The following is a 21,802-nucleotide window of genomic DNA, read 5'->3' on the forward strand; positions in this document are numbered from 1 at the left end:
GCGGTCGTCAGGCCGAAGCCGCCCGCTTCACGGTCACCGGGTGGCGCATCGGCCTGAAGACTGCCATCGGCTCCTCGAACCCGTCGAGGGCATGCACGCCCAAGGGCTCGGGGTCGCCCCAGAGGAAGTCCACGAAGGGCTTCGACATCAGGAGCGGTTCCTGAAGCGTGCGGTTGAGCCGCGCGAGGCGGCTCGCGAGGTTCACGTCGCGGCCGATCACGGTGAAGTCGAGCCGGGTGCCGGAGCCGACATTGCCGTAGGCCGCCTCGCCGTGATGCAGGGCGATGCCGGCATCGACCGCGGGCTTGCCCTCGCCGAAGCGCCCGACCGCATTCGCCTCGGCGAGCGCGGCAAGCGCCGATTCCGCCGCCATCAGCGCGCTCTTGGCGGCACCGCCGAGGTCGTCACCGGGCTCGCGGAAGATCGCGAGCAGGCCGTCACCGAGATATTTCAGCACCTCGCCGCCCTCCCGCTCGATCGGCGGGACGAGGCAGTCGAAGAAGGCGTTCAGGAGATCGACCGCGCCCTCCGGGGTCCGGTCGGCGGACAGGCGCGTGTAGTCGCGCATATCCGCGAACAGGATCGCCGAGCGGATGCGGCGCACCTGCCCGCGCCGGATGTCGCCTGAAAGAATCGCCCGGTGCGGCTCGTCGCCGACATAGATGCGCAGGACCGTATCGAGCTGCTTGTTGAGCAGCCGCATCTCCATCACCGCGGCGAGCGCAGGCATGACGAAACGCAGGATCGCAATATCCTCGTCGCGAAACCCGCCCTCGGCCCGTGTGGCGAAGGTGATGCCGTTCTTGGTGCCGTTGGTGAAGATCAGCGGCGCGATGACGTAATGCGTGTAGCCGTCGGCCTTCAGTTCGGGGATGATCGCGTAGGCGTCCTCGTCGGTCTCCGACAGGTCGAGGCTCAGCCACTCGCCGGTCTCGTGCACGGCGTAGAACGGGCTCGCCTGATACGCCTTCGCCGTGCCCTCGCCATGGGGAAACAGGCGCACGGTCGAGCCGCCGCCGCGGGTCCAGACGCGGCCGACGCCCGAATATTCCGAGTGCAGCGTGTCGATGGCGGTGGAAGCGCGGTCGATCGGCACGCCGATGGCGTTGAGGCGCTCGGCGAGTCCGGCGAGCAGATCGTCGGCCTTGGGCAGCCGGGCACCTTCACCGAGCAGCCAGTCGCGGATGCCAACGCAGGATTGCAGAGCCCCGAACGGGACGTCCTCGGCTTCCGATCCGTCGGCGAGAGCCGTCGGCACTGGTCTCGGGGCGTCCGCGTCGTGCATCGGGGGAAGGTGGGTTCTCGGGTCGCCAAAGCAAGGCTTCGCGCCGGACGCGCAAGCCCCGCTCCGCGGCCGGTGCCGGGGGACGATTCTCCCCTTGCCGGGCCGCGTAAGGGATCAGCTTGGCCGCATCGTGACGGAAGGCCGCGGGATGGGGTGCGGGCCGCCGAGCATGCATCGGATTGAGACGTCGGATCAAGCGAGCGGGACGCGGGGTCAAAGCCGGGACCGGATCCCTGCCCTAGAGCCTTGGGGGCGGCAGCACCGTGCCTGCCGGATCTGCCGATCGATCGGCCCAGGACGACCCCCATGTTGAGAATTGCCTTCCGCCTCGGCCTCCTGGCTGCCTTCACCTCGCCCCTCACCCCTGCCGTCGCGCAGGGCAAGCAGGACTTCGAGCTCGTCAACCGCACCGGCTATCAGATCGACGAGGTTTATGTCGGACCCGTCAACCAGTCCCACTGGGGCGAGGACGTGATGGGCAAGGACGCCATCGGCGACGGCGAGAGCGCCACCATCACCTTCAACGGCGGCTCGAACGCCTGCAAGTGGGACATCCGGGTCGTCTACAACGATGGCGACGAATCGGAATTCCGCAGCGTCAACCTGTGCAGCATCAGCCGGGTCACCCTGTTCTGGAACCGCAAGGCTGGCGAGACGCGCTTCGTCGTGGATTAGCCTCCGGCGCCATGCCGCGCGGGACGGGCCTTGGAAGGAACCGTCCCGCATCATCGCAGCCGAACCGGTTTTTGCGCGAAGACCATCGATCGCGAGGCTCGGGCAGAGCCGGCCGCTTGCGGTTGCGCGCAATGAACCCGATAAAGGCGAGGCTTGCCGTCCCGAGGCGGGAGCACGAATGCATCGGCCCTCATCCGCGTGGCGATCCAGTCCTTCACCTTCACCGCGGCGACCGAGGCCGACGGTTTCGACGGCTACCGGGCGCTCTACGCGAGCGGAGCCGACGTCGCGCTGACGGATGCGCCCTTCAACGCCCATGTGGAGGCGCACCGCTTCGGCCGGATGAACGTCTTCGAGCGTGCCCTGAGCGGCATCGAGCATCGGCGTGACCGGACCCGCGTCCGCCGCGACGGCTTCGACCACTTCACGCTCCAGTATCTGCGCAGCGGCACGTTCTACGGCGGCGCCCTCGATGCGGAGCGCCGACTGACCCCCGGCGACATCATCCTGTTCGACCTCACCCGCCCGCAACGCACGCGCCTCGATGGGGCGCGCACCGTCACGGTGAGTCTCGCCCGGGAACTGGTCGAGGCGGCGGCCCCGGATGCCGGCCGCTATCACGGGCAGATCCTGCCGGAGGCGGTGTCGGGGCTGCTCGGCGACCTGATGGGCTCGCTTGCCCGGCGCGCCGCCGCGGCGACGCCGGAGACCGCCGCGAGCACCGCCCGTGCCCTCACCGAATTGCTGGCCGGTGCCCTCGGCCAGATCAAACCCGACGACGAGGCCGCCGGCGCCCTCATCGCCGACCTGCGGCGGCGCCGGGCGGAGGCGTTCATCGAGGCGCGGCTGCACGATCCCGGTCTGGACGTCATGACGGTGGCGCGCGGGGCCGCCCTGTCGCGCAGCGCGCTCTATCGCCTGTTCGAGCCGACCGGCGGCGTGGCGCAGCACATCCTCGCCCGCCGCCTCGAACGGCTGAGCGCGGCGCTGCGCAACCCTGCGGAAGGGCGCTCGATCACCACCCTCACCTTCGACCACGGCTTCGCCAGCGAGAGCCATTGCAGCCGCGCGTTCCGCGGCACCTTCGGCCTGCCGCCGGGCCGCTACCGCGCCGAGATGCGCCATCCGCGCGCGGGCAGCCGGGGCGAGCCGCTGCCCGGCGAGAGTGCCGCGAGCCTGATGTCGGCTTGGTCGCGCGGCCTGACCTGAGCACGATGCCGCACGATCCACCGGAGCCGTCTGCGGGAACGGCGGCGGCGCCGTCCGGTCTCGCGGGCTGGCCGCTCGTGGCGTTGCTGGCGACGATCCAGTTCGCGGCCTTCAGCGACCGCTTCCTGCTCACCCTCGTCGCGACGCCGCTCAAGCAGGCGCTGGCGCTGAGCGATACCCAGCTCGGCCTGATCCAGGGCTCGGCCTTCGCTCTGCCCTACGCGCTCGCCCTGCCGCTGCTCGGCAGCGTCGCCGACCGCGGATACCAGCGCGGCCTGATCCTCGCGGGCCTCCTGCTGTGGAGTGCGGCGACCTTCGCCAGCGGGCTCGCGGGGGGATTTGCCGGGCTGCTCGCCGCACGCCTCGCCCTGGGGCTCGGTCAGGCGGGGTTCGGACCGGCGGCCCTGTCACTGATGACCCGGCACCTGCGCCGGAACCGCCTCGGCCGGGGCATCGCCTCGCTGACCGCCAGCGCCACGCTCGGCCGCAGCTTCGCCCTGCTCGCGGGCGGCGCCGTGCTGGCTTGGCTGACGGCCCGGGGCGGGCTCGATTGGCCCGGGAGCACGCCGCTGGCACCCTGGCAGGCCCTGCTCGTCCTCGCCGCTCTGCCGAATCTCGCGCTGGCCCTCCTCGTCCTGCGCATCCGGCCCAGCCCGCGCTCCGGCGCGGCCCCGCAGCCCGAGGCATCGCGCAGGCATCGCGGATCGTCGCTTGCCGAGGCTCTGGCCTGGATCGGGCGGCGTCGGAGGGCGTACCTGCCGCATGCCGCCGCCGCCACGGCCGCGGTGCTGATGACGCAGACTCTGACCGCCTGGGCGCCGACCTTCTACGTCCGCGCCTTCGGCTTCAGCCCGGCGGAGAGCGGCCTGCGCCTCGGGCTCCTCGTCCTGATCGCCGCCCCCCTCGGTCACGCGGCGGGGGGCTTCGCCCTGGACCGTCTGCGCGGCGCCGGGCACGCAGGTGCCGCGCCGCTCCTCCTGGCTCTCGGGCTGATCCTGGCGGTGCCGCTCACCGCCCTGGCGAGCCTGAGCCCCGACCTGTCCCTGTCGCTTCTCGGCTTCGCCGGGCTCGTCGCGCTCCTCGGCTTCACCTCTCCGCCGGGGCTTGCCGGCATCCAGATCCTGACGCCGCGGGGCCTGCGCGGCCGCGTCACGGCCGTCTTCCTCGCGGCTGTCTCCCTAGCGGGCTTCGGCCTCGGACCGCCCCTGGTCGGTCTTCTCAGCGACCACCTGTTCGGGGAGGCGGGGCTCGGGCTTGCTCTGCTGGCCGTGTTTGCGCCCGTCGGCGCAGCCGGCGCCCTGGCCGCCCTGTTGGCGCGCCGCGCCTGGCGCCCGGCCCGCCGGATATCCCTCTGAAACGAGAACGGCCGCCCCGAGGGGCGGCCGGTCCGTCGTCCGGATCAGTTGTCGAGGAAGCTCCTGAGCTTCCGCGACCGGCTCGGGTGCTTCAGCTTGCGCAGCGCCTTCGCCTCGATCTGGCGGATGCGCTCGCGGGTCACCGAGAACTGCTGGCCGACCTCTTCGAGGGTGTGGTCGGTGTTCATGCCGATGCCGAAGCGCATGCGCAGCACGCGCTCCTCGCGCGGCGTCAGCGAGGCGAGCACCCGGGTCGTGGTCTCGCGCAGGTTCGACTGGATCGCCGCATCGATCGGCAGGACCACGTTCTTGTCCTCGATGAAGTCGCCCAGATGGCTGTCCTCCTCGTCGCCGATCGGCGTTTCGAGGGAGATCGGCTCCTTGGCGATCTTCAAAACTTTTCGCACTTTTTCCAAGGGCATGGCCAACTTCTCGGCCAGTTCCTCGGGTGTCGGCTCGCGGCCGATCTCGTGCAGCATCTGGCGCGAGGTCCGGACGATCTTGTTGATCGTCTCGATCATGTGCACCGGGATGCGGATCGTGCGGGCCTGGTCGGCGATCGAGCGGGTGATCGCCTGCCGGATCCACCACGTGGCGTAGGTCGAGAACTTGTAGCCGCGGCGGTACTCGAACTTATCGACCGCCTTCATCAGGCCGATATTGCCCTCCTGGATCAGGTCCAGGAATTGCAGGCCGCGGTTGGTGTATTTCTTGGCGATCGAGATCACGAGGCGGAGGTTGGCCTCGATCATCTCCTTCTTCGCCTGGCGGGCCTCGCGCTCGCCCTTCTGCACCATGGCGACGATCTTGCGATACTCGCCGATCTGCAGGCCGGTCTCGGAGGCGAGCGTGAGGATCTGCTCGCGCAGATCCGCGACCTGCCGGCCGCCGCGCTCGACGAAGTTCTTCCAGCCCTTGCCGCCGAGCGTGGCGACGCGGTCCATCCAGTTCGGGTCGAGCTCGTAGCCCTGGTAGTGGCGCAGGAACTCGTCGCGGGCGACACCGTGGTGCTCGGCGGCGCGCATCAGGCGGCCCTCATGCGAGATGAGGCGCTTGTTGATGTCGTAGAGCTGCTCGACCAGCGCCTCGATGCGGTTGGCGTTGAGCGAGAGCGACTTCACGTCGGTGACGACGATGTCCTTCAGCTCGGCCTGCTTCTTGGTCTGGGCGGACGTGACCGTGCCGCCGCCGGCCTTGAGATCCGTCTCCTCGTTCTGGAGCTTGCGCAGCTTGCGGTAGTTCGAGGCGATGTTGTCGAAGGTCTCGAGAACGCGCGGCTTGATCTCGGCCTCCATGGCCGCGAGCGACACGTTGTTCTCCATGTCGTCCTCGTCGTCGCCGCCTTCCGGCGGGACGGCGCCGTCGCCATCCTCGGACTCCTCGCCCTCCTCGGCCTCGCCGCCCTGCGGCGCGCCGCGGGCGTCGGGGCCGGCATAGGTGGCCTCGAGATCGATGATGTCGCGCAGGAGAACCTTGCCGTCGACGAGTTCGTCGCGCCAGATGATGATCGCCTGGAAGGTCAGCGGGCTCTCGCACAGACCCGCGATCATCGCCTCGCGGCCGGCCTCGATGCGCTTGGCGATCGCGATCTCGCCCTCGCGCGAGAGCAGCTCCACCGAGCCCATCTCGCGCAGGTACATGCGCACGGGATCGTCCGTGCGGTCGGTGGGCTCGCGGGTGGTGGGCGTCGCCACCGCGACGGCGCGGGAGCCGGCGGTCTCGGCGACCTCGCCGCCCTCCGCACTCTCCTCCTCCTCGGCCGCTTCGCCGTTGGCCTTGGCCTCGGTCGCGGTCTCCTCGGATTCCTCGGCCTCGACGACGCGGATGCCCATGTCGTCGAGCTGGGCGAGGACGTCCTCGATCTGGTCGCCGTCGACCTGACCGTCGGGCAGGACCTCGTTGATCTCTTCGTAGGTGACGTAGCCGCGCTTCTTGGCGAGCTTGACCATCCGCTTGACGGCAGCATCCGTCAGGTCAAGGAGGGGGCCGTCCGTCGGTTGATCCTGGGCGGCGTCCGCATCGTCCCGCTCGGTTGCCTTCGTTGCCATGCTCAGCCTATTGTTCTCGTGGCGGCGGCGCAGGCTGAGCCCGCGCGCATCCCGCGAAAGACCCGTCGCAATGTAGTGGAATGGCGCGCTTGTCGAGTGCCCACGCCGATTCTCGTTGCTTCCGCTCTTAACTGCCGTGCGTTGACCGACCGTTAACCAAACCGGTTTTTTCGCCGCCGTCACCCTTCGGTCACACCGGCACGAATTCAGTCGTCGATGGAGGCCTCCGCTTCCGCTTCGGCCGCCGCGATCACCGCCAATTGCTGCTGCACGTCGCACAGCCAAGCGAAGTTGGCTTCGGAGCCATCCTCGGCAAGAGCGCGTTCGGCTTGGTGAAGTTCGCTATGTAGCGCTCCCGTTTGCCGGTGCAAGATCACGGCCTGATGCAGGGTGTGTTCCAGGCGCTGCGGATCGGCGTTCGGATCGAGCATCCAGCGGTCGCCCGGGTTCACGAGCGTGAGCAGCCGGGCATGCGCCTCCTCCAGACCGGCCCGGCGCAGCCGCGCCTCCATCAGTTCGGGTTCCGGCGTGCCGGCCTCCGCCGCCCGGTCGAGCAGCAGGGTGCGCAGCGCGCTGGCATCCGGGTTGACGAGTTCGAGGGCAGCGAGCGCCTCTTCCTCGATACCGAGCAGTTCCGGATGCGCGAGCAGGCTCATGACGATCATCGCCTCGCGCTTGGCCGCGCGTCCGCCGGCCGTGGGCACCGGCGCTGCCGCCTTCAGGAGCGGATTGAAACCGGTGGTGATGCGCGGCGACGGCGGCGGATCGCCGGGCCGGGGGCGGCGCTGGAACGGCGCGCCGCGCGGGGACGGAGGCCGCCCCCCCGCCGCACGCTCCGACCGCCCGCCGGCGAACCCGCCCCCCGATCCTCCGGACAAGCTCCGCAGGCGATCCTCGATGTCGTCGCGGTAGAACCGCCGCACGGTCTCGTCGCGGATGCCGGCCACCGCCTCGCGCAGGGTCCGGGCGAGGCCGGCCCGGCGCTCCGGCGTGTCGAGGGTGGCCGCCTCGGCCTCGCGCGCCCACAGCATCTCGACGAGGGGGCGTGCGCCCGACAGCACCGCCTCGATCGCCGCGGGGCCGCTGGCGCGCATCAAGTCGTCCGGGTCCTGCCCCTGTGGCAGCATGGCGATGCGCAGGGACTTGCCCGGCTCCAGCATCGGCAGGGCGACATCGAGCGCCCGGAAGGCGGCGCGCTGGCCCGCCCCGTCGCCGTCGAAACACAGGATCGGCTCGTCGGCATGCCGCCAGAGCAGAGCGAGCTGATCTTCCGTCAGGGCCGTGCCGAGCGGCGCCACCGTCTCCGGATAGCCGGCGAGCGTCATGGCGATGACGTCGACATAGCCCTCCACTGCGATGATCCGGCTGCGGTCGTGCGCGCTCTTGCGGGCGGCGTGGAGGTTGTAGAGCATCCGCCCCTTGTGGAAGAGCGGCGTCTCCGGCGAATTCATGTACTTCGCCTTGGCGTCCGCCTGCATCGCCCGACCGCCGAAGGCGACGACCCGGCCGCGGATGTCGAGGATCGGAAACATGATCCGGTCGCGGAACTTGTCGTAGGGGACGCTCACCCCCTCGGGCGCCGTGAGCAGTCCGAGTTCGAGCATCAGGTCGCGATCGACGCCCTTGCCCGCGAGGAAGTCGCGCAGGGCATAGCGCCCGGGCAGCGAATAGCCGAGCCGGAACTTCTGGCGCGTGGCCTCGCTCAGGGCCCGGCGGTCGAGATAGGCCCGCGCCTCGCCCGCGGCCTGCCCGCGCAACTGCTCCTCGAAATAGGCGGCGGCCAGTTCCATGACCTCGATGGCGCCCTTGCGCCGCTCCTCGGCCTGCTCGCTCTCCACCGTCATCTTCGGCAGGGTCACGCCCGCCTCGCTCGCCAGCCGCTCGACGGCCTCGGGGAAGCTAAGCCCCTCCGTTTCCATCAAGAACTTGAAGATATCGCCGTGCTTGCCCGAGGAGAAGCAGTGATAGAACTGCTTCTGGTCGTTCACGTAGAAGGACGGTGTCTTCTCCGAGTTGAACGGCGACAGGCCGCGCCACTCGCGCCCGGCCTTTTTCAGCCGCACCCGCCGGCCGACCACCTCGGAGGCGGGCACCCGAGCACGGATCTCTTCGAGGATGTGGGGCGGGTAGCGCACGGGGGCTCTGCCGGAAGCGGATCGGGTGACAGTTCAGGTGACAGATCACCAGGTGACAGATCACTTGGACGACGAGGACCGGCCTCGGCCGCCCAGTGTAGTCCAGGGGGCCTGCCGGAGTCTTAAGGGCTGGCCCGCCGGAGCCTTCATGGCAGCCACGCGTTGGCGGCGCGATGACCGGATCCCTCGTCTCTCCCCGCCGCGGCATCGGCCGCCGCCCGCTCCTCGGCCTCGTCCTGCTCGCCCCGCTTGCGCTGAAGGCGCGGGCAGCCGACGACCTCTCGGCCGTGCTCGATCCATCGGCGAAGGTCGAGACGCTCTACGATGCGGGCGAATGGTGCGAGGGGCCGGTCTGGGCACCCGCGCTCGGCGGCCTCGTGTTCAGCGACGTGCGGCGCAACCGGATGATGCTGATCCGCGAGGACGGCCGCGCCGAGGTTTTTCGCGCGCCCTCCAACAATGCCAACGGCAACGCCGTCGATGCGCAGGGCCGGCTGATCACCTGCGAGCACCGCACCTCCCGCGTCGTGCGGCGGGAGGCGGACGGCGCCATCACCGTGCTCGCCGAACGCTACGACGGCGGCCGCCTCAACGCGCCCAACGACGTGGTGGTGACCGGCGACGGCGCAATCTGGTTCACCGATCCGACCTACGGCATCGAGCAGGCGGAGGAGGGCCGGCCGCGTCCCTCCGAGCAGAAGGGCCGCCACGTCTTCCGCCTCGCTCCCGATGGCACTCTCACGGCGGTGACGGATCGGTTCGTGCAGCCCAACGGCCTCGCCTTCTCGCCCGACGAGCGGATCCTCTACATATCGGAATCGGGTGTCCACCAGGGCGCGCCGCGCGAGATCCGCGCCTTCGACGTCGCCGACGGGAGGCTCTCGAACGAGCGCGTCTTCACCGCCGTGCCCACCGGCGTTCCGGACGGGGTGAAGGTCGATACCGACGGGCGGGTCTACGCCGGAACCGGCGACGGCGTGCGGATCTGGGCCGCCGACGGGCGACCCGTCGGGCACATTCCGACGGAAGGACCCTGCGCCAACATCGCCTTCGGCGGAGCCGACGGGCGGCGGCTGTTCCTCTGCGCAGGCCGGCGAGTGCTCGCGGTCGAGACGAAGGTGCGCGGCGCGGCCGTGCGCGGGTGAGGGAACCGACGATGACGTTTCGATTGGCCCGACGCACGCTGCTAGCCGGCACCGCGTCCCTCGCCGCCGCGCCAGCCATCGCGGCCGGGCGGGCGCTGGCCCAGCCATCGACCGGGCCGCACGGCGCCCTGGACCTCGTGGTGGCCGCGCGGGCGCCGACGACGCCGACGGGTCTGACGCTCTCGGGCGACGGCCGGATGTTCCTGTTCATGCCCCGGTTCGACGAGAAGACCGTGTTCACGGCGGGCGAGCTGTTTCCCGACGGGCGGGTCGTGCCCTACCCGAGCGAGGCCGCGAACCGGCCCGACCCGGCGCGCCCGGAGGCGACGCTGTTCCACGTCCCCAACGGGGTGTTCGACCGGACAAACCGGCTGTGGCTGCTCGATGCCGGGCTGATGGCCTCCTCGGGTGCGCCGGTGCCGGGCGCAGCCAAGCTCGTCTGCGTCGATCCGGGAACGAACCGGATCACTCGCACGATCCCCCTGCAATCGGTCGTGACCGAGACCTCCTCGCTCAACGACCTGCGGGTCGATGTCCGGCCGGGGCGTGAGGTCGCCTACATCACCGATCAGGGCCAGACCGGCGAGGGCGCGCTGATCGCCGTCGATCTCGCCAGCGGCCGGGCGGTGCGGCGGCTGGCCGACCACGCCAGCACGCGATCCGAGGAGGGTGTCCTCAAGATCGTGGAGGGCCGGGTGCTGCGGAAACGGGCCGAGGACGGCACGACGAGCCCGATCAAGGGCGGTGCCAACGGCATCGCGCTGAGTCCCGACGGGGCACGGCTCTACTACACCCCGCTGATGAGCCGGAGGCTCTACGCGGTGGCGACGAACGCCCTGCTCGACGCGGCGCAGGACGACGCGGCGGTGGCGCGGACCGTTGAGGATCTCGGCGAGAAGGGGCTGACGGGCGGATTGAGCGCCGACGCGCGCGACCGGATCTACCTCAGCCTTCAGGAATTCAACGCGATCGGCCGGCGCGACCCGGACGGGACCCTCGAGGTTCTAGCCACCGACCCGCGGCTGATCTGGCCGGACACGTTCTGGATCACCGACGAGGGCTGGCTCTATCTCTCCTCGGCCCAGGCCAACCGCCGTCCCGAGCATAACGGCGGGATCGACCGGCAGGAGCCGCCCTACGCGATCTTCCGGATGCGGATCGATGCCGGGCCGGCGTGAGGCGCTAAGAGCGCGACGGGGAGAGCCGCGCACATCAGCCCCAAGCTCGTGACCGGGAAAAAATCACTTCCCGGCGAGCGCGTCCTTCACCAGCGCGCTGGCGCGGCCGAAATCCATGCGGCCGGTATATTTGCCCTTCAGGGCACCGATCACCTTGCCCATGTCCTTCGGCCCTGCCGCGCCCGTCTCGGCGATGGCGTCGGCGATGGCGGTGCGGGTCTCGGCCTCGTCGAGCTGCTGCGGCAGGAAGCCCTGGATGATCTCGGCCTCGGCGCGCTCGCTCTCGGCGAGTTCGGGACGGCCGCCCTGCTCGTAGACGCCCGCGGCTTCCTCACGCTGCTTGATCATCTTCTGCAGGAGCGCGAGGATCTCCTCCTCGCTCGTCTCGCCCTTGCCCTCGCCGCGCGCGGCGATGTCGCGATCCTTGAGCGCGGCCTGAATCATGCGCACGGTCGAGAGCTTCTGCTTCTCGCCGGCCTTCATGGCCGCCTTCATCTCGGCGGTGATGCGCTCGCGCAGCATGATGATCGAACTCCAGTCAAAATGTTTCGGCGTGGCCGCCCTGTTTGTCCAGGGCATTGCGCAGGGCTGCATCCGCGCCCAGATTGACCCGGGCGCGGCCGGCTCGCTATGAGCCCCGCGAGATATCGCCTTGCCCCGCGGCCCGACTATGCGGCCGCGCGAGGCGGCGGACATAAGCCGGATCGGACCCATGCTGCAAGACGAACCCGCGACCCTGCGCGCCGATCCCGCGCGCACGAACCCGGAACCCAAGACGCCCGAACCTTGGAATGAGCCGCTGGTGACGGCTCTGCTCGTGCTCGCCGACGGCACCGTGCTCGAAGGCTTCGGCATCGGCCAGACCGGGGTCGCCGATGGCGAGGTCTGCTTCAACACGGCGATGACCGGCTACCAGGAGATCCTGACCGATCCGTCCTATGCCGGGCAGATCGTCACCTTCACCTTTCCGCATATCGGCAATGTCGGCACCAACGACGAGGATCTCGAGAGCCTGGATCAGGCCCCGGCTTCCGGCGTGCGCGGCGCGGTGATCGCGTCCGCCGTCACCAAGCCGTCGAACTGGCGCTCCTCGTCGCATCTCGACGGCTGGCTGAAGGCCCGCGGCATCCTCGGCATCACCGGGATCGACACGCGGGCGCTGACCGCGCTGATCCGCGACCGCGGCATGCCGAACGCCGTCATCGCCAACGACCCCGAGGGCCGGTTCGACCGCGAGGCCCTGAAGGCCCGCGCCGCCGCGCTGGCGCCGATGGAAGGGCTCGACCTCGTGCCGCCGGTGACCTCCCGCGAGACCACCGCCTGGACCGAGACCGTCTGGGCGGTGAAGGGCGGCTACGGCTCGCGGGCACCCGGCCAGGGGCTCAAGGTCGTGGCGATCGATTACGGCGTGAAGCGCAACATCCTGCGCCTGCTGGCCGAGGCCGGCTGCGACGTCACCGTGGTGCCCGCCACCACCAAGGCCGAGGACATCCTGGCCCTGAAGCCGGACGGCGTGTTCCTCTCCAACGGCCCCGGCGATCCGGCCGCGACCGGCGAATACGCCGTGCCGGTCATCCGCAAGCTGCTCGACGAACGGGTGCCGACCTTCGGCATCTGCCTCGGCCACCAGCTCATGGGCCTCGCGCTCGGCGGACGCACGGTGAAGATGGGCCAGGGCCATCACGGCGCGAACCATCCGGTGAAGGACCACACCACCGGCAAGGTCGAGATCGTCTCGATGAACCACGGCTTCGCGGTCGATCCCAAGAGCCTGCCGGAGACCGCGGTCGAGACCCACGTCTCGCTGTTCGACGGCTCGAATTGCGGCCTGTCGCTGACGGATCGCCCGGCCTTCTCGGTGCAGCACCATCCGGAAGCCTCGCCGGGTCCGCGCGACAGCCACTATCTGTTCGAGCGCTTCGTGAAGCTGATGCGCGAGAACCGGCCCGAAACGGTGGCCTGACGTTCAAGCGCGTTCCGCGGGGACGGGCGGCCCAGGCGCCGCCGTCCCCGCGTCACAAAAAACCCCACCTTGCCCCCCATCCCGTGGTTCATGGCCGGATCGGACAAGAATCAGCGGCCGGACACATTGGGGGCTTGCCGGATGACGCTCGACGACGCGCGCGACGACTTCTCGCGCCTGCATCGCCTGTTCACCTTCCACCTCGGCGTGGCGGTCGGCCTCGCTTGGCTGACGACGCTCTACGCAGCGGCCTCCGCGCCGTGGGTGCGCAACATCCGCGCCCTAATCGACCCCACCGATCCGATGCGGATCGAGAGCACGCTCTCCTACCTGTTCGTGATGCCGGCCGTGCTGACGCTCGCCTGGGCCTCCGCCTATTTCGGCCGCGAGACCATGCGCCGCTTCCAGACCCTGCCGAACCAGACGCTCGAATTCGCCGCTGCGGCGATGGTGGCCTTCGGCGTGTTCTATCTGTCGATCGATCGGGCAGTCGCTGTCATCAGCGCCGGGTTCTGAAGCCGACAGCTTGTCGCTGGGGTCGGCGGGATCACGCCGCCTCTCATGTCTCCAACAGCCGCCCCACCTCACCCTCGCCGAGCAGCCGCACCAGCCGCTGCTCGGCCGCCGCATCGGCGGCGAGGACCACACCGCCGCAGACGGCGTCGCGGCCGGTGAAGGCGTAGCGCAGCACCGGCGCTGGCCTCAGACCGCCCGCTCCCGTCGCACAGAAGCCCTGCATGGCGTGCGGCCGGTCATTGCGGCCGATGGTGAGGTCCAGCCCGGCCGCCTGCCCCTTCAGCGGCACCGCGACAAAGTCCAGGCGCCGTCCGTCCTGCTGGGCCAGGGCCCGGCGCGCGCCCGTGAGGGCGACCAGGGCGTCGGGGGGGAGATGAAGCAGCCCCTCGAAGGCGATCGTGCGTCCCGCCCACGCGAACCGGTCGATCACCGCCATCCCGCTCAGGTCGTCGAGGACGAGAAAGAGGCGGGCATGGGCGTAGTCGGGTCCGTGCACGGTGGTGGAGAGCCTGAGGGCTGTGGCTCCCTCGAGCGCGAGGCGCGCCGTCACATCCCCCGTACCGACCACCGGCTCGCGCCCATCGGGGATCGCCACGTTGTGTGCGCGAGCCGAGAGCAGGTGATGGCGCGCCGCACCGACCTCGACGCCCTCGGCGCCACCGCCCTCCACGATCCAGCGCCGCGAGCCCGTGGCGAAGGTGAACGAGGTGCAATCGCGATGCCCCTGCGGTGATTGCGCGGCATAGGTGAGCGCGAAGTGGCCCCAGCCACGCTCCATCCCGTCGTGGCGCATCGCGAGCATGCCGGCGGTGCGGGCCTCGGGGCTCGGTGCCGTGTCGCGCTCCGCGACGAGATCCCGGTCCGGCGCAGCGAGCCGGGCGATCCAGGCGGCAGGGTCGAGATCCGCGGGCGCATCGCCGAAGGGCGGGAGCCGGCCGCTGGGGTCGAGCAGCCCGGCAAGCCCCGGCAGTGCCGCCTCGGTGCGGCGGCCGATCGTCGGGCCGGGCTCGGTCTCGCCGAGGGCGGCAGCGATCGCCTGCCCGTGGCTCAGGAGGTCGAGGCGGCGCACGGGGGAGGCCTCTGTGAAGGCCCCGTCCTCGGGCAGCAGCGCATCGAAGCCGTGGGTGAGGCTGTCGCGGGCGAGTGTGTCCCAGTGCGGGGCGAAGGCGAATCCGGGCAGCGCCCGCGCGACGGCGAGAAGGGCGGCCGCCGCCTGGAGACCGTGCAGGGCGCGGGCGAGCGTGTTCTGCCCGACGATTTCAGCGAGCGCAAAGCCGTGCCGCGCGGCCTCGGCCGCGAGCGCGCTGCGGGCGGCCACGGCGGCCTCAGTAACGGCGCCCTCCGTACTCAGGCGCGCCAGCACCTCGCCGCGGGGCGCCAGAGCCGCCGGGTGCAGGCTCAAGCCGTCCGCCGGCTGCCCCCAGGGATTGGCCCGCGACCACGCCGTGGCGATGCTTCGGACATGGTCTGCATCGCCGGGAGACGCCGCGAGCGGGAGCAGCCACGACAGCGACTGGTAGACAAGGCGCCACGCCACGGAGCGGAACGGATCCTCGCGCCAGTCCGGCCCATCGGGCAACGTCCAATCGGGCAGGCCGGCAAGGCTCAGGATCACGCGGTCGCCCTCGATGCGGGCGCTCCGGTCCGGCCCGGACCGCAGCTCGCGGGCCGGGGCGAGGATCGGCGCAGTGCTGGCGCCGGGGCTTGCCAGCCAGGACGCCGGCACGCCCTCGGGCAGGCCGAGCCGGTCGGCGAGGCGGGCGAGGAAAGCCGGCGCATCGAGGACGTCGTCGTCGCACAGGCTCTCCAGCCGGAACGCGTCTTCAAGGGCGAGTTCGGGCAGGCCGATCAGCTCGACCTCCGGTGGGGCCTCCGCATCCTCCCAGACGCCGAAATCGAGTTCGATGGAGGCGGCACCCGGCGGCGGGCGCAGGGTCAGGGTGAAGCGGCGGGCCTGCGGCTGGGCGGAGAGGTTGATGACCGCGCCGAGCCCCGGCACGGAGACGGCACCGGCATAGGGCGGCGCGATGTCTCCCCCCTCCCCGTTCCGGTAGACCAGCCGGACCCGTGCGGCGTGCTCGTCCGCCCGCGCGGCGTAGATCTGGCCGCGCAGCACCAGGGCGATGTCCTCGGCGAGGGCGTAGACGAATCTCAGCCCCTTTCCGCCCAGGCGGCGCCGGAGGGGCGCCGGCCCGCGATCCGGCTCCCCCTGCCGGAGGACGGGATCGGCGACGGTGAAGTCGCGGGAATTGCGCCAGGAGCGCAGGGTGACGACGAGACCGCTCGCCTGATCGGGCACGCGAAAGGCGATGCGGAACGACGCTGCGCCGAGGAGGGCCGGGCCGGGAATCCAGGCGACCTGCGGGTCGAGCAGGCTGCGGGCCAGCCCCGGCACATGGTCGAGGTCGAGGCTGGACCCGTCCGCGGCCAGGAAGTCGAAACCGGCGGCGGCACAATCGAGGGCGAGCGCCGCGGCCTCGTCCTCGTCGAAGGCGAGGCCGAACTGCAGGCAGGCCCAGGCGCCGGGGCGGAGCCGCGCAAAGCTCAATCCCACCCGCGCGAAACGGTTGTTCGGTGCGATCCGGTGCAGCCCCTCGCCGCCGCCCGGCCCGGCGCCCCCGGCATAGCGGAACGCGGCCGGCCGGAGACCGGCCGCGCCGCCGTCTTGGTCGGAGGCCTCGGTGCCGGCCCGCTCATCGATCTGGTCCATCGCCCGCAGGCGCTACCGAGGCGGCCGGCCCTGTCAAGGTGAGAGCCAGCCTCGTGCAAGATTGCCTACCTAAACCTCCCATCCGACGCGGGCTTCACCGTCCGGGTGCGCCCGCATCCCGCGTGTTTCCGAGAGGCCCTTGGGATGGGGGCGTTGCCATGACGACGGGCGTCTACCTCTTCGACCTCGCCTCGCAGCACGCGCGCTACCTCGCGACGCGGCAGGCCACCATCGCCGGCAACGTCGCGAACGCGAACACCCCCGGCTACAAGGCGCGGGACGTGGTGCCCTTCGCCCAGGTCCTGGCCCGGACCGGGCTCGACATGTCCTCGACGGCCAACACCCATCTGGCGACGGAAGGCAACCGCATCCCGGTGCGGGAGACGAAGGCCGCCGAGACCTGGGAGGTGCTGCAATCGTCGAGCGCGGTCAGCCTGGAGCAGGAGATGCTCAAGGCCGGCGACGTCTCGCGCCAGCACAACCTCGATACGGCGGTGGTGAAGTCGTTCCACCGCATGCTGATGGCCGCGGTGAAGAGCGGATCATGATCGACCCGCTGCTCTCCGCCTCCCGGCTCGCCAGCGCCGGCCTCGAAGCGCAGTCGCTGCGCATGCGGGTCGTCTCGGAGAATCTCGCCAACGCGCAATCGACCGGCGCGAGCCCCGGCGCCGACCCCTATGCCCGCAAGACGGTGACGTTCCGGGCCGAACTCGACCGCGCGGCGGGCATCGCCTCGGTGCGCCTGCGCGAGATCGGCACCGACGACGCGCCGTTCCGCACCGAGCACGACCCCGCCAACCCGGCGGCGGACGAGAACGGCAACGTCAAGCTGCCCAACGTGAACATGCTCGTCGAGATGGCCGACATGCGCGAGGCCAACCGCTCCTACGAGGCGAACCTCCAGGTCATCAAACAGGCCCGGGCCATGGTCGCCAGCGTCATCGATCTCCTGAAGTCCTGAGAGTATCCGCGATGATCGAAGCTCTCTCCTCGCTCTCGGCCTTCGACAAGATCGCCGGCACTTCGTTCGCCGAGACCGCGCCGGCCCAGAAGGCCGCGTTCTCGCCCGCCGCCGTCTCCGGCATCAGTGGGACCGCGCCTTCGGCGCCCACCGATTTCGGCGACGTGATGGCCCAGGTCGCAGCCAGCGCCCGCGATGCGATCCGCGGCGGCGAGGCCACGGCGATCTCCGGCATCCAGGGCAAGGCCACGGCGCAGCAAGTGGTCGAAGCGGTGATGTCCGCCGAGCAGAGCCTCCAGACCGTGGTGGCGATCCGCGACAAGGTCGTCGCCGCCTACCTCGAACTCAGCCGCATGCCGATCTGATCGGCCAGTCAAGGAAGCCAGACGCCATGCGCGCGCTCGCCATCGCCGCCACGGGCATGTCCGCCCAGCAGCTCAACCTCGAAGTCATCGCCAACAACATCGCCAACCTGAACACCACCGGGTTCAAGGGCGCGCGGGCCGAGTTCACCGACCTGCTCTATCAGGCCGAGCGGCAGCAGGGCGCCCCGAACCAGGCGGGCCAGGAGGCGGTGCCGGAAGGCGCGATGCTGGGGCTGGGCGTGCGCGCCGCCGCGATCCGCAACCTCCACCGGCAGGGCTCGCTCGCCAATACCGGCAACCAGCTCGATCTGGCGGTGAACGGGCGCGGCTACTTCCAGATCACCAGCCCGGCGGGCGAGATCAACTACACCCGCGCCGGCTCGTTCAACAAGAACAACGCCGGCCAGCTCGTCACCATGGAAGGCTACGCGGTCGATCCGGCGATCCTGATCCCGGCCAACACGACTCAGGTGACGATCAACGAGTCAGGTCAGGTCTTCGCCAAGACCGACGGGCAGGTGGCGCTGCAGAATATCGGCCAGCTGACGCTCGCCAACTTCGCCAACGAGTCGGGCCTGGAACCGCTGGGCAACGGCCTCTACCGCGAGACCCCGGCCTCCGGCGCGCCGGTCGTCGGCAATCCCGGTGACGTCAGCTACGGCAAGCTGCAGCAGGGCTACCTCGAGGGCTCGAACGTCGATCCGGTCAAGGAGATCACCAGCCTGATCACCGCCCAGCGCGCCTTCGAGATGAACTCGAAGGTGATCCAGGCTGCCGACGAGATGGCCGGCACGGTCTCCAAGGGCATCCGCTGACAGCGGTCGCCTTCCCTCCTGCTTCGGCGCGATCCCCCATGCTCCGCAAGACCTTCGTCCGCGGCCTCCGCGCCGCCGCCCTCGCTGCCGGCCTCGCGGCGGGTCCGGCCCACGCCGTGGACGGCATGGCGAATGCCGAACTCATGCTGCCGGTGCCGACCGTCACGATCTATCCCGGCGACACGATCAAGGACTCGATGCTGCGGATGCAGGCCTATCCCGCGACCTACCGGGCGCGCACGGCCGTCATCGACGCCTCCGCCGCGATCGCCGGGCGCACCGCGCGGCGGATGCTGCTGCCGGGCGAGCCGGTGCCGGTCAACGCGGTCGACGATCCCCGCCTCGTCAGCCGGGGTGCGCCGACGCAGATGATCTTCGAGGAGAACGGCCTCGTCATCACGGCGGTGGGCGCGCCGCTCCAGAACGGCGGCCTCGGCGAGACGATCCGGGTTCGCAACACCGACACCAACCGCATCGTGCTCGGCACGGTGACCGCCGACGGCCGCATCCGGATCGGCGCGCAATGACCCCCTTTCGCCGTCTGTTCCTGGCCGTCCTGCTCGGCCTGCTCACCGGCCTCGGCTTTGCCGTGATGACCGGCCCGGTCTTCGCGGCGGGCACCCGCATCAAGGACATCGCGACGCTGAAGGGCGTGCGCGACAACCAGATCTTCGGCTACGGTCTCGTCACCGGCCTCCAGGGCACCGGCGACACCCTGCGCAACGCGCAATTCACCGAGCAGTCGCTGCAATCGCTGCTCGACCGGCTCGGCATCAACGTGCGCGACGCACGCCTGCGCACCCGTAACATCGCCGCCGTGATGGTGACCGCCGACCTGCCGCCCTACACGGGAACCGGCTCGCGCATCGACGTCACCGTCACCTCGATGGGCGACGCCACCTCGCTGCGCGGCGGCACGCTGCTGATGACGCCGCTCACCGGCGGCGACGGCCTCGTCTACGCCGCGGCGCAGGGACCGCTCGCGGTCTCCGGATTCACGGTCCAGGGCCAAGCCGAGCAGTTGACGCAAGGGGTGCCGACCGCCGGCCGCATCCCCAACGGCGCCCTGATCGAGCGCGAGGTGCCCGGCACCTTCCGCGACCTGCCCGAACTCGTGTTCGAGCTGAAGAACCCCGACTTCAAGACCGCGACCCAGATCTCGGACGCGATCAACGCGTGGTCGCTTGGCACCTTCGGCCGGCGCATCGCCAGCGCCCGCGACCAGCGTGCCGTGGTGGTGATGCGCTCGCGCCAGATGGCGCAGACCCGGCTCGTCGCGCAGATCGGCGACCTGACGATCCAGCCCGACACCCCGGCCCGGGTCGTCGTGGACCAGCGCACCGGCACCGTCGTGATCGGGCGCAACGTGACGATCTCCACCGTCGCCGTGACCCACGGCAACCTCACGGTCCGCGTCACCGAGGCGCCGGAGGTGTCCCAACCCGAGCCGTTCTCGAACGGCCAGACCGTCGTGGTGCCCCGCACCGAGGTGGCGGCGCGGGAGGAGCGCGGCAAGCTCGCCATCCTCGGCGGGTCGGATCTCCAGACGCTGGTGCGCGGCCTCAATCAGGTCGGGCTGAAGCCCACCGACATCATCGCGATCCTGCAGGCGGTGAAGACCGCCGGCGCCCTCCAGGCAGAGCTTGTGGTGCAATGAGCGCCCTTCCGCGCATCCTCGGCCTCTGGCTCGCCCTCTCCGGCGCCGCGCTGGCGGCCGGCGGCGAGCATGCCGACCCGGCGAAAGAGGCCGCCATGCGCGCGCTCGCCGCCCGCGACGCCCCGAAGGAGGTCTCCGCCCAGGACTTCGTCGCCAAGGAGCCGGCCAAGACCGGCTACTGCGCCAACATCGCCGATGCCGCGGCGGATGCCCGCTTCGCGTGGCAGAAGGAACAGCTCGCCGCGATGGAGCGGCAGGTCGAGGAGCGCATCAAGCTGCTCGAAGAGAAGCGGGCCGAGTACGAAGCGTGGCTCAAGCGCCGCAACGAGTTCCTGGCCAAGGCCGACGAGAGCGTGGTCGCGGTCTACGCCAAGATGCGGCCCGACGCGGCCGCGCTCCAGCTCGCCAACATGCCCGACGAGGCGGCCGCCGCCCTGCTGACCAAGCTCAACGCCCGCACGGCCAGCGCCATCCTCTCGGAGATGGAGGCGGCGCGGGCGGCGAACCTCGCCCGCGCAATGTCGGAATCCGGCCGCAAGGACGCCGCCGCTCCGGCCCCGAAGAAGAACCAGAGGTCGTGATGCGCCCTGCTCCCTCCGTCGCGGCGGCCCTGCTCGCCCTCTGCCTCGGCGCATGCCAGAGCGACATCGCCCAGATCAGCCGCCCGCCCGTGCTGACGCCGATCGGCACCGGGCTCAACGCGCCGCGCGAGCCTCTGCCGACGACCTTCGGTGCGCTCGGCGCCCGCCACAGCTACCATTCGACCTGGAGCCCGGCGAGCGCGGCGCTCTACCAGGATCCGCGGGCTCGCGATGTCGGCGACGTCATCACGGTGAGCATCGCCATCAACGACAAGGCGCAGTTCGACAACGCGAGCGAGCGCGCCCGCAGCCAGAAGAGCAGCCTCGGCTTCGATTTCGGCTACGGCGTCTCGGCACTGAAGGACACGGCCACGGCGGATACCGGCATCCGCTCCGGCACCGAGACCAAGGGCCAGGGTTCGATCGACCGCAAGGAGTCGCTCAGCCTCTCCGTCGCGGCGGTGGTCACCGAGGTGCTGCCCAACGGCAACGTGGTGATCTCGGGCTCGCAGGAGGTGCGGGTCAACAACGAGGTGCGCGTGCTCGAAGTCGCCGGCATCGTCCGCCCGCGGGACATCTCGCGCAAGAACACCATCGACTACGACAAGATCGCCGAGGCCCGCATCTCCTACGGCGGGCGCGGACGCATCACCGACGTGCAGGGGCCGACGCTCGGCCAGCGGGTCTTCGAGACCGTGGCGCCGTTCTGACGGGGGCGATCATGGCGGACGCCAAGGACAGTAAGAAGGGCGGCAAGGGCTGGATCGGGGCGCTCGCCCTGGTGACGCTGGTCGCCGTCGGCACCGGGGGCGGGCTCGGCGTCTACCTGCTCGGCAGCGTCGAGAAGTCGGTGGACCTCAAGAAGCGCGAGGAGGCCGACAAGGCGGTGAAGGTGCTCAACTACACCGGCGAGCTGTCCCTGCGCAGCGTCGGCTCCGTGGTGGCCAACCTCGCCGAGCCGACCGATTCCTGGGTGCGGATCGAGTCCTCGGTCGTGTTCAAGACCGGGACGCTGCCCAACCCCGACGTGACGCTCGCCGAGATCCGCGCCGACGCGCTCGCCTATCTGCGCACGCTGTCGATGGCGCAGATCGAGGGCGCGAGCGGCCTTCAGCACCTGCGCGAGGATCTCAACGAGCGCGTCGCGATCCGCACCAAGGGCGCGGTGCGCGAACTCATCGTCGAATCGCTGGTGGTGCAATGA

At 70.6% G+C, this 21,802-nt stretch carries 21 protein-coding genes; 16 read left to right on the plus strand and 5 right to left on the minus strand.

Annotated features, from left to right (window positions below; translation table 11 throughout):
- Positions 1–7: 7 nt before the first annotated feature.
- Entirely contained in the window at positions 8–1,285 is a 1,278-nt protein-coding gene (locus tag HNR51_RS23385; protein ID WP_012452516.1) for an adenylate/guanylate cyclase domain-containing protein, read from the minus strand.
- Positions 1,286–1,591: 306 nt separating this feature from the next.
- Between HNR51_RS23385 and HNR51_RS23390 the strand changes: the two genes are divergently transcribed.
- The 3 genes from HNR51_RS23390 (at position 1,592) to HNR51_RS23400 (ending at position 4,524) form a co-directional block, all read left to right on the plus strand.
- Complete coding sequence (locus tag HNR51_RS23390; RefSeq protein WP_182556529.1) at positions 1,592–1,960, plus strand: hypothetical protein; 369 nt, start codon at positions 1,592–1,594, stop codon at positions 1,958–1,960.
- Positions 1,961–2,158: 198 nt separating this feature from the next.
- Positions 2,159–3,169, plus strand: coding sequence for a helix-turn-helix domain-containing protein (locus tag HNR51_RS23395; RefSeq protein WP_182556530.1), 1,011 nt, complete (start codon positions 2,159–2,161; stop codon positions 3,167–3,169).
- A 5-nt stretch (positions 3,170–3,174) separates the two neighbouring features.
- Positions 3,175–4,524, plus strand: coding sequence for an MFS transporter (locus HNR51_RS23400; RefSeq protein ID WP_182556531.1), 1,350 nt, complete (start codon positions 3,175–3,177; stop codon positions 4,522–4,524).
- 44 nt (positions 4,525–4,568) lie between these two features.
- Here HNR51_RS23400 and rpoD read toward each other — a convergent pair whose 3' ends face one another.
- Together rpoD and dnaG are read right to left on the minus strand one after the other, a co-directional pair.
- Positions 4,569–6,572, minus strand: coding sequence for an RNA polymerase sigma factor RpoD (rpoD, locus tag HNR51_RS23405; protein ID WP_012452520.1), 2,004 nt, complete (start codon positions 6,570–6,572; stop codon positions 4,569–4,571).
- A gap of 206 nt (positions 6,573–6,778) precedes the next feature.
- Positions 6,779–8,707, minus strand: a complete 1,929-nt coding sequence (gene dnaG / locus HNR51_RS23410; RefSeq protein ID WP_182556532.1) for a DNA primase — start codon at positions 8,705–8,707, stop codon at positions 6,779–6,781.
- Positions 8,708–8,880: 173 nt separating this feature from the next.
- Between dnaG and HNR51_RS23415 the strand changes: the two genes are divergently transcribed.
- Entirely contained in the window at positions 8,881–9,852 is a 972-nt protein-coding gene (locus HNR51_RS23415; RefSeq protein WP_182556533.1) for an SMP-30/gluconolactonase/LRE family protein, read from the plus strand.
- 11 nt (positions 9,853–9,863) lie between these two features.
- Positions 9,864–11,030 carry an L-dopachrome tautomerase-related protein gene (locus HNR51_RS23420; RefSeq protein ID WP_182556534.1) on the plus strand — a complete coding sequence of 389 codons (1,167 nt, stop codon included), beginning with the start codon at positions 9,864–9,866 and terminating at the stop codon, positions 11,028–11,030.
- A gap of 63 nt (positions 11,031–11,093) precedes the next feature.
- On the opposite strand, the gene HNR51_RS23425 is transcribed toward HNR51_RS23420, so the two are convergent.
- On the minus strand, positions 11,094–11,552 hold the full coding sequence (locus HNR51_RS23425; protein WP_182556535.1) for a GatB/YqeY domain-containing protein: 459 nt from the start codon (positions 11,550–11,552) through the stop codon (positions 11,094–11,096).
- A 190-nt stretch (positions 11,553–11,742) separates the two neighbouring features.
- On the opposite strand from HNR51_RS23425, the gene carA reads away from it, so the two are divergent.
- A complete protein-coding gene (gene carA / locus HNR51_RS23430; RefSeq protein WP_012452525.1) occupies positions 11,743–12,993 on the plus strand; it encodes a glutamine-hydrolyzing carbamoyl-phosphate synthase small subunit in 1,251 nt (416 codons plus the stop codon).
- 141 nt (positions 12,994–13,134) lie between these two features.
- Positions 13,135–13,509, plus strand: coding sequence for a hypothetical protein (locus tag HNR51_RS23435; protein WP_012452526.1), 375 nt, complete (start codon positions 13,135–13,137; stop codon positions 13,507–13,509).
- Between the two features lie 43 nt (positions 13,510–13,552).
- Here HNR51_RS23435 and HNR51_RS23440 read toward each other — a convergent pair whose 3' ends face one another.
- Positions 13,553–16,219 carry a heparinase II/III domain-containing protein gene (locus HNR51_RS23440; protein ID WP_182556536.1) on the minus strand — a complete coding sequence of 889 codons (2,667 nt, stop codon included), beginning with the start codon at positions 16,217–16,219 and terminating at the stop codon, positions 13,553–13,555.
- A gap of 158 nt (positions 16,220–16,377) precedes the next feature.
- On the opposite strand from HNR51_RS23440, the gene flgB reads away from it, so the two are divergent.
- Genes flgB through HNR51_RS23485 form a run of 9 tightly spaced genes read left to right on the plus strand, consistent with a single transcriptional unit; the run spans position 16,378 to position 21,802 of the window.
- Positions 16,378–16,767 (plus strand): flagellar basal body rod protein FlgB, encoded by a 390-nt coding sequence (gene flgB, locus HNR51_RS23445; protein ID WP_012452530.1) that lies wholly within the window; start codon positions 16,378–16,380, stop codon positions 16,765–16,767.
- On the plus strand, positions 16,767–17,180 hold the full coding sequence (flgC, locus tag HNR51_RS23450; RefSeq protein ID WP_182556626.1) for a flagellar basal body rod protein FlgC: 414 nt from the start codon (positions 16,767–16,769) through the stop codon (positions 17,178–17,180). The genes flgB and flgC overlap by 1 nt, the downstream gene beginning before the upstream one ends.
- An 11-nt stretch (positions 17,181–17,191) precedes the next feature.
- The gene (fliE, locus tag HNR51_RS23455) at positions 17,192–17,545 is read left to right on the plus strand and encodes a flagellar hook-basal body complex protein FliE (RefSeq protein WP_012452532.1); all 354 of its coding nucleotides are present in this window, start codon (positions 17,192–17,194) and stop codon (positions 17,543–17,545) included.
- A 26-nt stretch (positions 17,546–17,571) separates the two neighbouring features.
- On the plus strand, positions 17,572–18,360 hold the full coding sequence (gene flgG, locus HNR51_RS23460; protein ID WP_012452533.1) for a flagellar basal-body rod protein FlgG: 789 nt from the start codon (positions 17,572–17,574) through the stop codon (positions 18,358–18,360).
- A gap of 38 nt (positions 18,361–18,398) precedes the next feature.
- The gene (flgA, locus tag HNR51_RS23465; RefSeq protein WP_012452534.1) at positions 18,399–18,887 is read left to right on the plus strand and encodes a flagellar basal body P-ring formation chaperone FlgA; all 489 of its coding nucleotides are present in this window, start codon (positions 18,399–18,401) and stop codon (positions 18,885–18,887) included.
- On the plus strand, positions 18,884–20,017 hold the full coding sequence (flgI, locus tag HNR51_RS23470; protein ID WP_182556537.1) for a flagellar basal body P-ring protein FlgI: 1,134 nt from the start codon (positions 18,884–18,886) through the stop codon (positions 20,015–20,017). Before flgA ends, flgI begins: the two co-directional genes overlap by 4 nt.
- Positions 20,014–20,598, plus strand: a complete 585-nt coding sequence (locus HNR51_RS23475) for a MotE family protein (protein ID WP_182556538.1) — start codon at positions 20,014–20,016, stop codon at positions 20,596–20,598. Before flgI ends, HNR51_RS23475 begins: the two co-directional genes overlap by 4 nt.
- Positions 20,598–21,308, plus strand: coding sequence for a flagellar basal body L-ring protein FlgH (gene flgH / locus HNR51_RS23480; RefSeq protein WP_141950267.1), 711 nt, complete (start codon positions 20,598–20,600; stop codon positions 21,306–21,308). The genes HNR51_RS23475 and flgH overlap by 1 nt, the downstream gene beginning before the upstream one ends.
- Before the next feature lie 11 nt (positions 21,309–21,319).
- A complete protein-coding gene (locus tag HNR51_RS23485; RefSeq protein ID WP_012452538.1) occupies positions 21,320–21,802 on the plus strand; it encodes a flagellar basal body-associated FliL family protein in 483 nt (160 codons plus the stop codon).

This window comes from Methylorubrum thiocyanatum (assembly GCA_014138645.1).
GTDB classification, from domain to species: Bacteria; Pseudomonadota; Alphaproteobacteria; order Rhizobiales; family Beijerinckiaceae; genus Methylobacterium; species Methylobacterium thiocyanatum.

Bases quoted from the DNA above. Each gene is read 5' to 3' on its own strand.
- HNR51_RS23390 (WP_182556529.1), top strand. From the start codon at position 1,592: ATGTTGAGAATTGCCTTCCGCCTCGGCCTCCTGGCTGCCTTCACCTCG.
- fliE (WP_012452532.1), top strand. From the start codon at position 17,192: ATGATCGAAGCTCTCTCCTCGCTCTCGGCCTTCGACAAGATCGCCGGC.
- HNR51_RS23425 (WP_182556535.1), bottom strand. From the start codon at position 11,552: ATGCTGCGCGAGCGCATCACCGCCGAGATGAAGGCGGCCATGAAGGCC.
- HNR51_RS23475 (WP_182556538.1), top strand. From the start codon at position 20,014: ATGAGCGCCCTTCCGCGCATCCTCGGCCTCTGGCTCGCCCTCTCCGGC.
- HNR51_RS23420 (WP_182556534.1), top strand. From the start codon at position 9,864: ATGACGTTTCGATTGGCCCGACGCACGCTGCTAGCCGGCACCGCGTCC.
- HNR51_RS23400 (WP_182556531.1), top strand. From the start codon at position 3,175: ATGCCGCACGATCCACCGGAGCCGTCTGCGGGAACGGCGGCGGCGCCG.
- rpoD (WP_012452520.1), bottom strand. From the start codon at position 6,572: ATGGCAACGAAGGCAACCGAGCGGGACGATGCGGACGCCGCCCAGGAT.
- flgG (WP_012452533.1), top strand. From the start codon at position 17,572: ATGCGCGCGCTCGCCATCGCCGCCACGGGCATGTCCGCCCAGCAGCTC.
- HNR51_RS23415 (WP_182556533.1), top strand. From the start codon at position 8,881: ATGACCGGATCCCTCGTCTCTCCCCGCCGCGGCATCGGCCGCCGCCCG.
- flgI (WP_182556537.1), top strand. From the start codon at position 18,884: ATGACCCCCTTTCGCCGTCTGTTCCTGGCCGTCCTGCTCGGCCTGCTC.
- carA (WP_012452525.1), top strand. From the start codon at position 11,743: ATGCTGCAAGACGAACCCGCGACCCTGCGCGCCGATCCCGCGCGCACG.
- flgB (WP_012452530.1), top strand. From the start codon at position 16,378: ATGACGACGGGCGTCTACCTCTTCGACCTCGCCTCGCAGCACGCGCGC.
- HNR51_RS23385 (WP_012452516.1), bottom strand. From the start codon at position 1,285: ATGCACGACGCGGACGCCCCGAGACCAGTGCCGACGGCTCTCGCCGAC.
- flgH (WP_141950267.1), top strand. From the start codon at position 20,598: ATGCGCCCTGCTCCCTCCGTCGCGGCGGCCCTGCTCGCCCTCTGCCTC.
- HNR51_RS23440 (WP_182556536.1), bottom strand. From the start codon at position 16,219: ATGGACCAGATCGATGAGCGGGCCGGCACCGAGGCCTCCGACCAAGAC.
- HNR51_RS23435 (WP_012452526.1), top strand. From the start codon at position 13,135: ATGACGCTCGACGACGCGCGCGACGACTTCTCGCGCCTGCATCGCCTG.
- flgA (WP_012452534.1), top strand. From the start codon at position 18,399: ATGCTCCGCAAGACCTTCGTCCGCGGCCTCCGCGCCGCCGCCCTCGCT.
- HNR51_RS23485 (WP_012452538.1), top strand. From the start codon at position 21,320: ATGGCGGACGCCAAGGACAGTAAGAAGGGCGGCAAGGGCTGGATCGGG.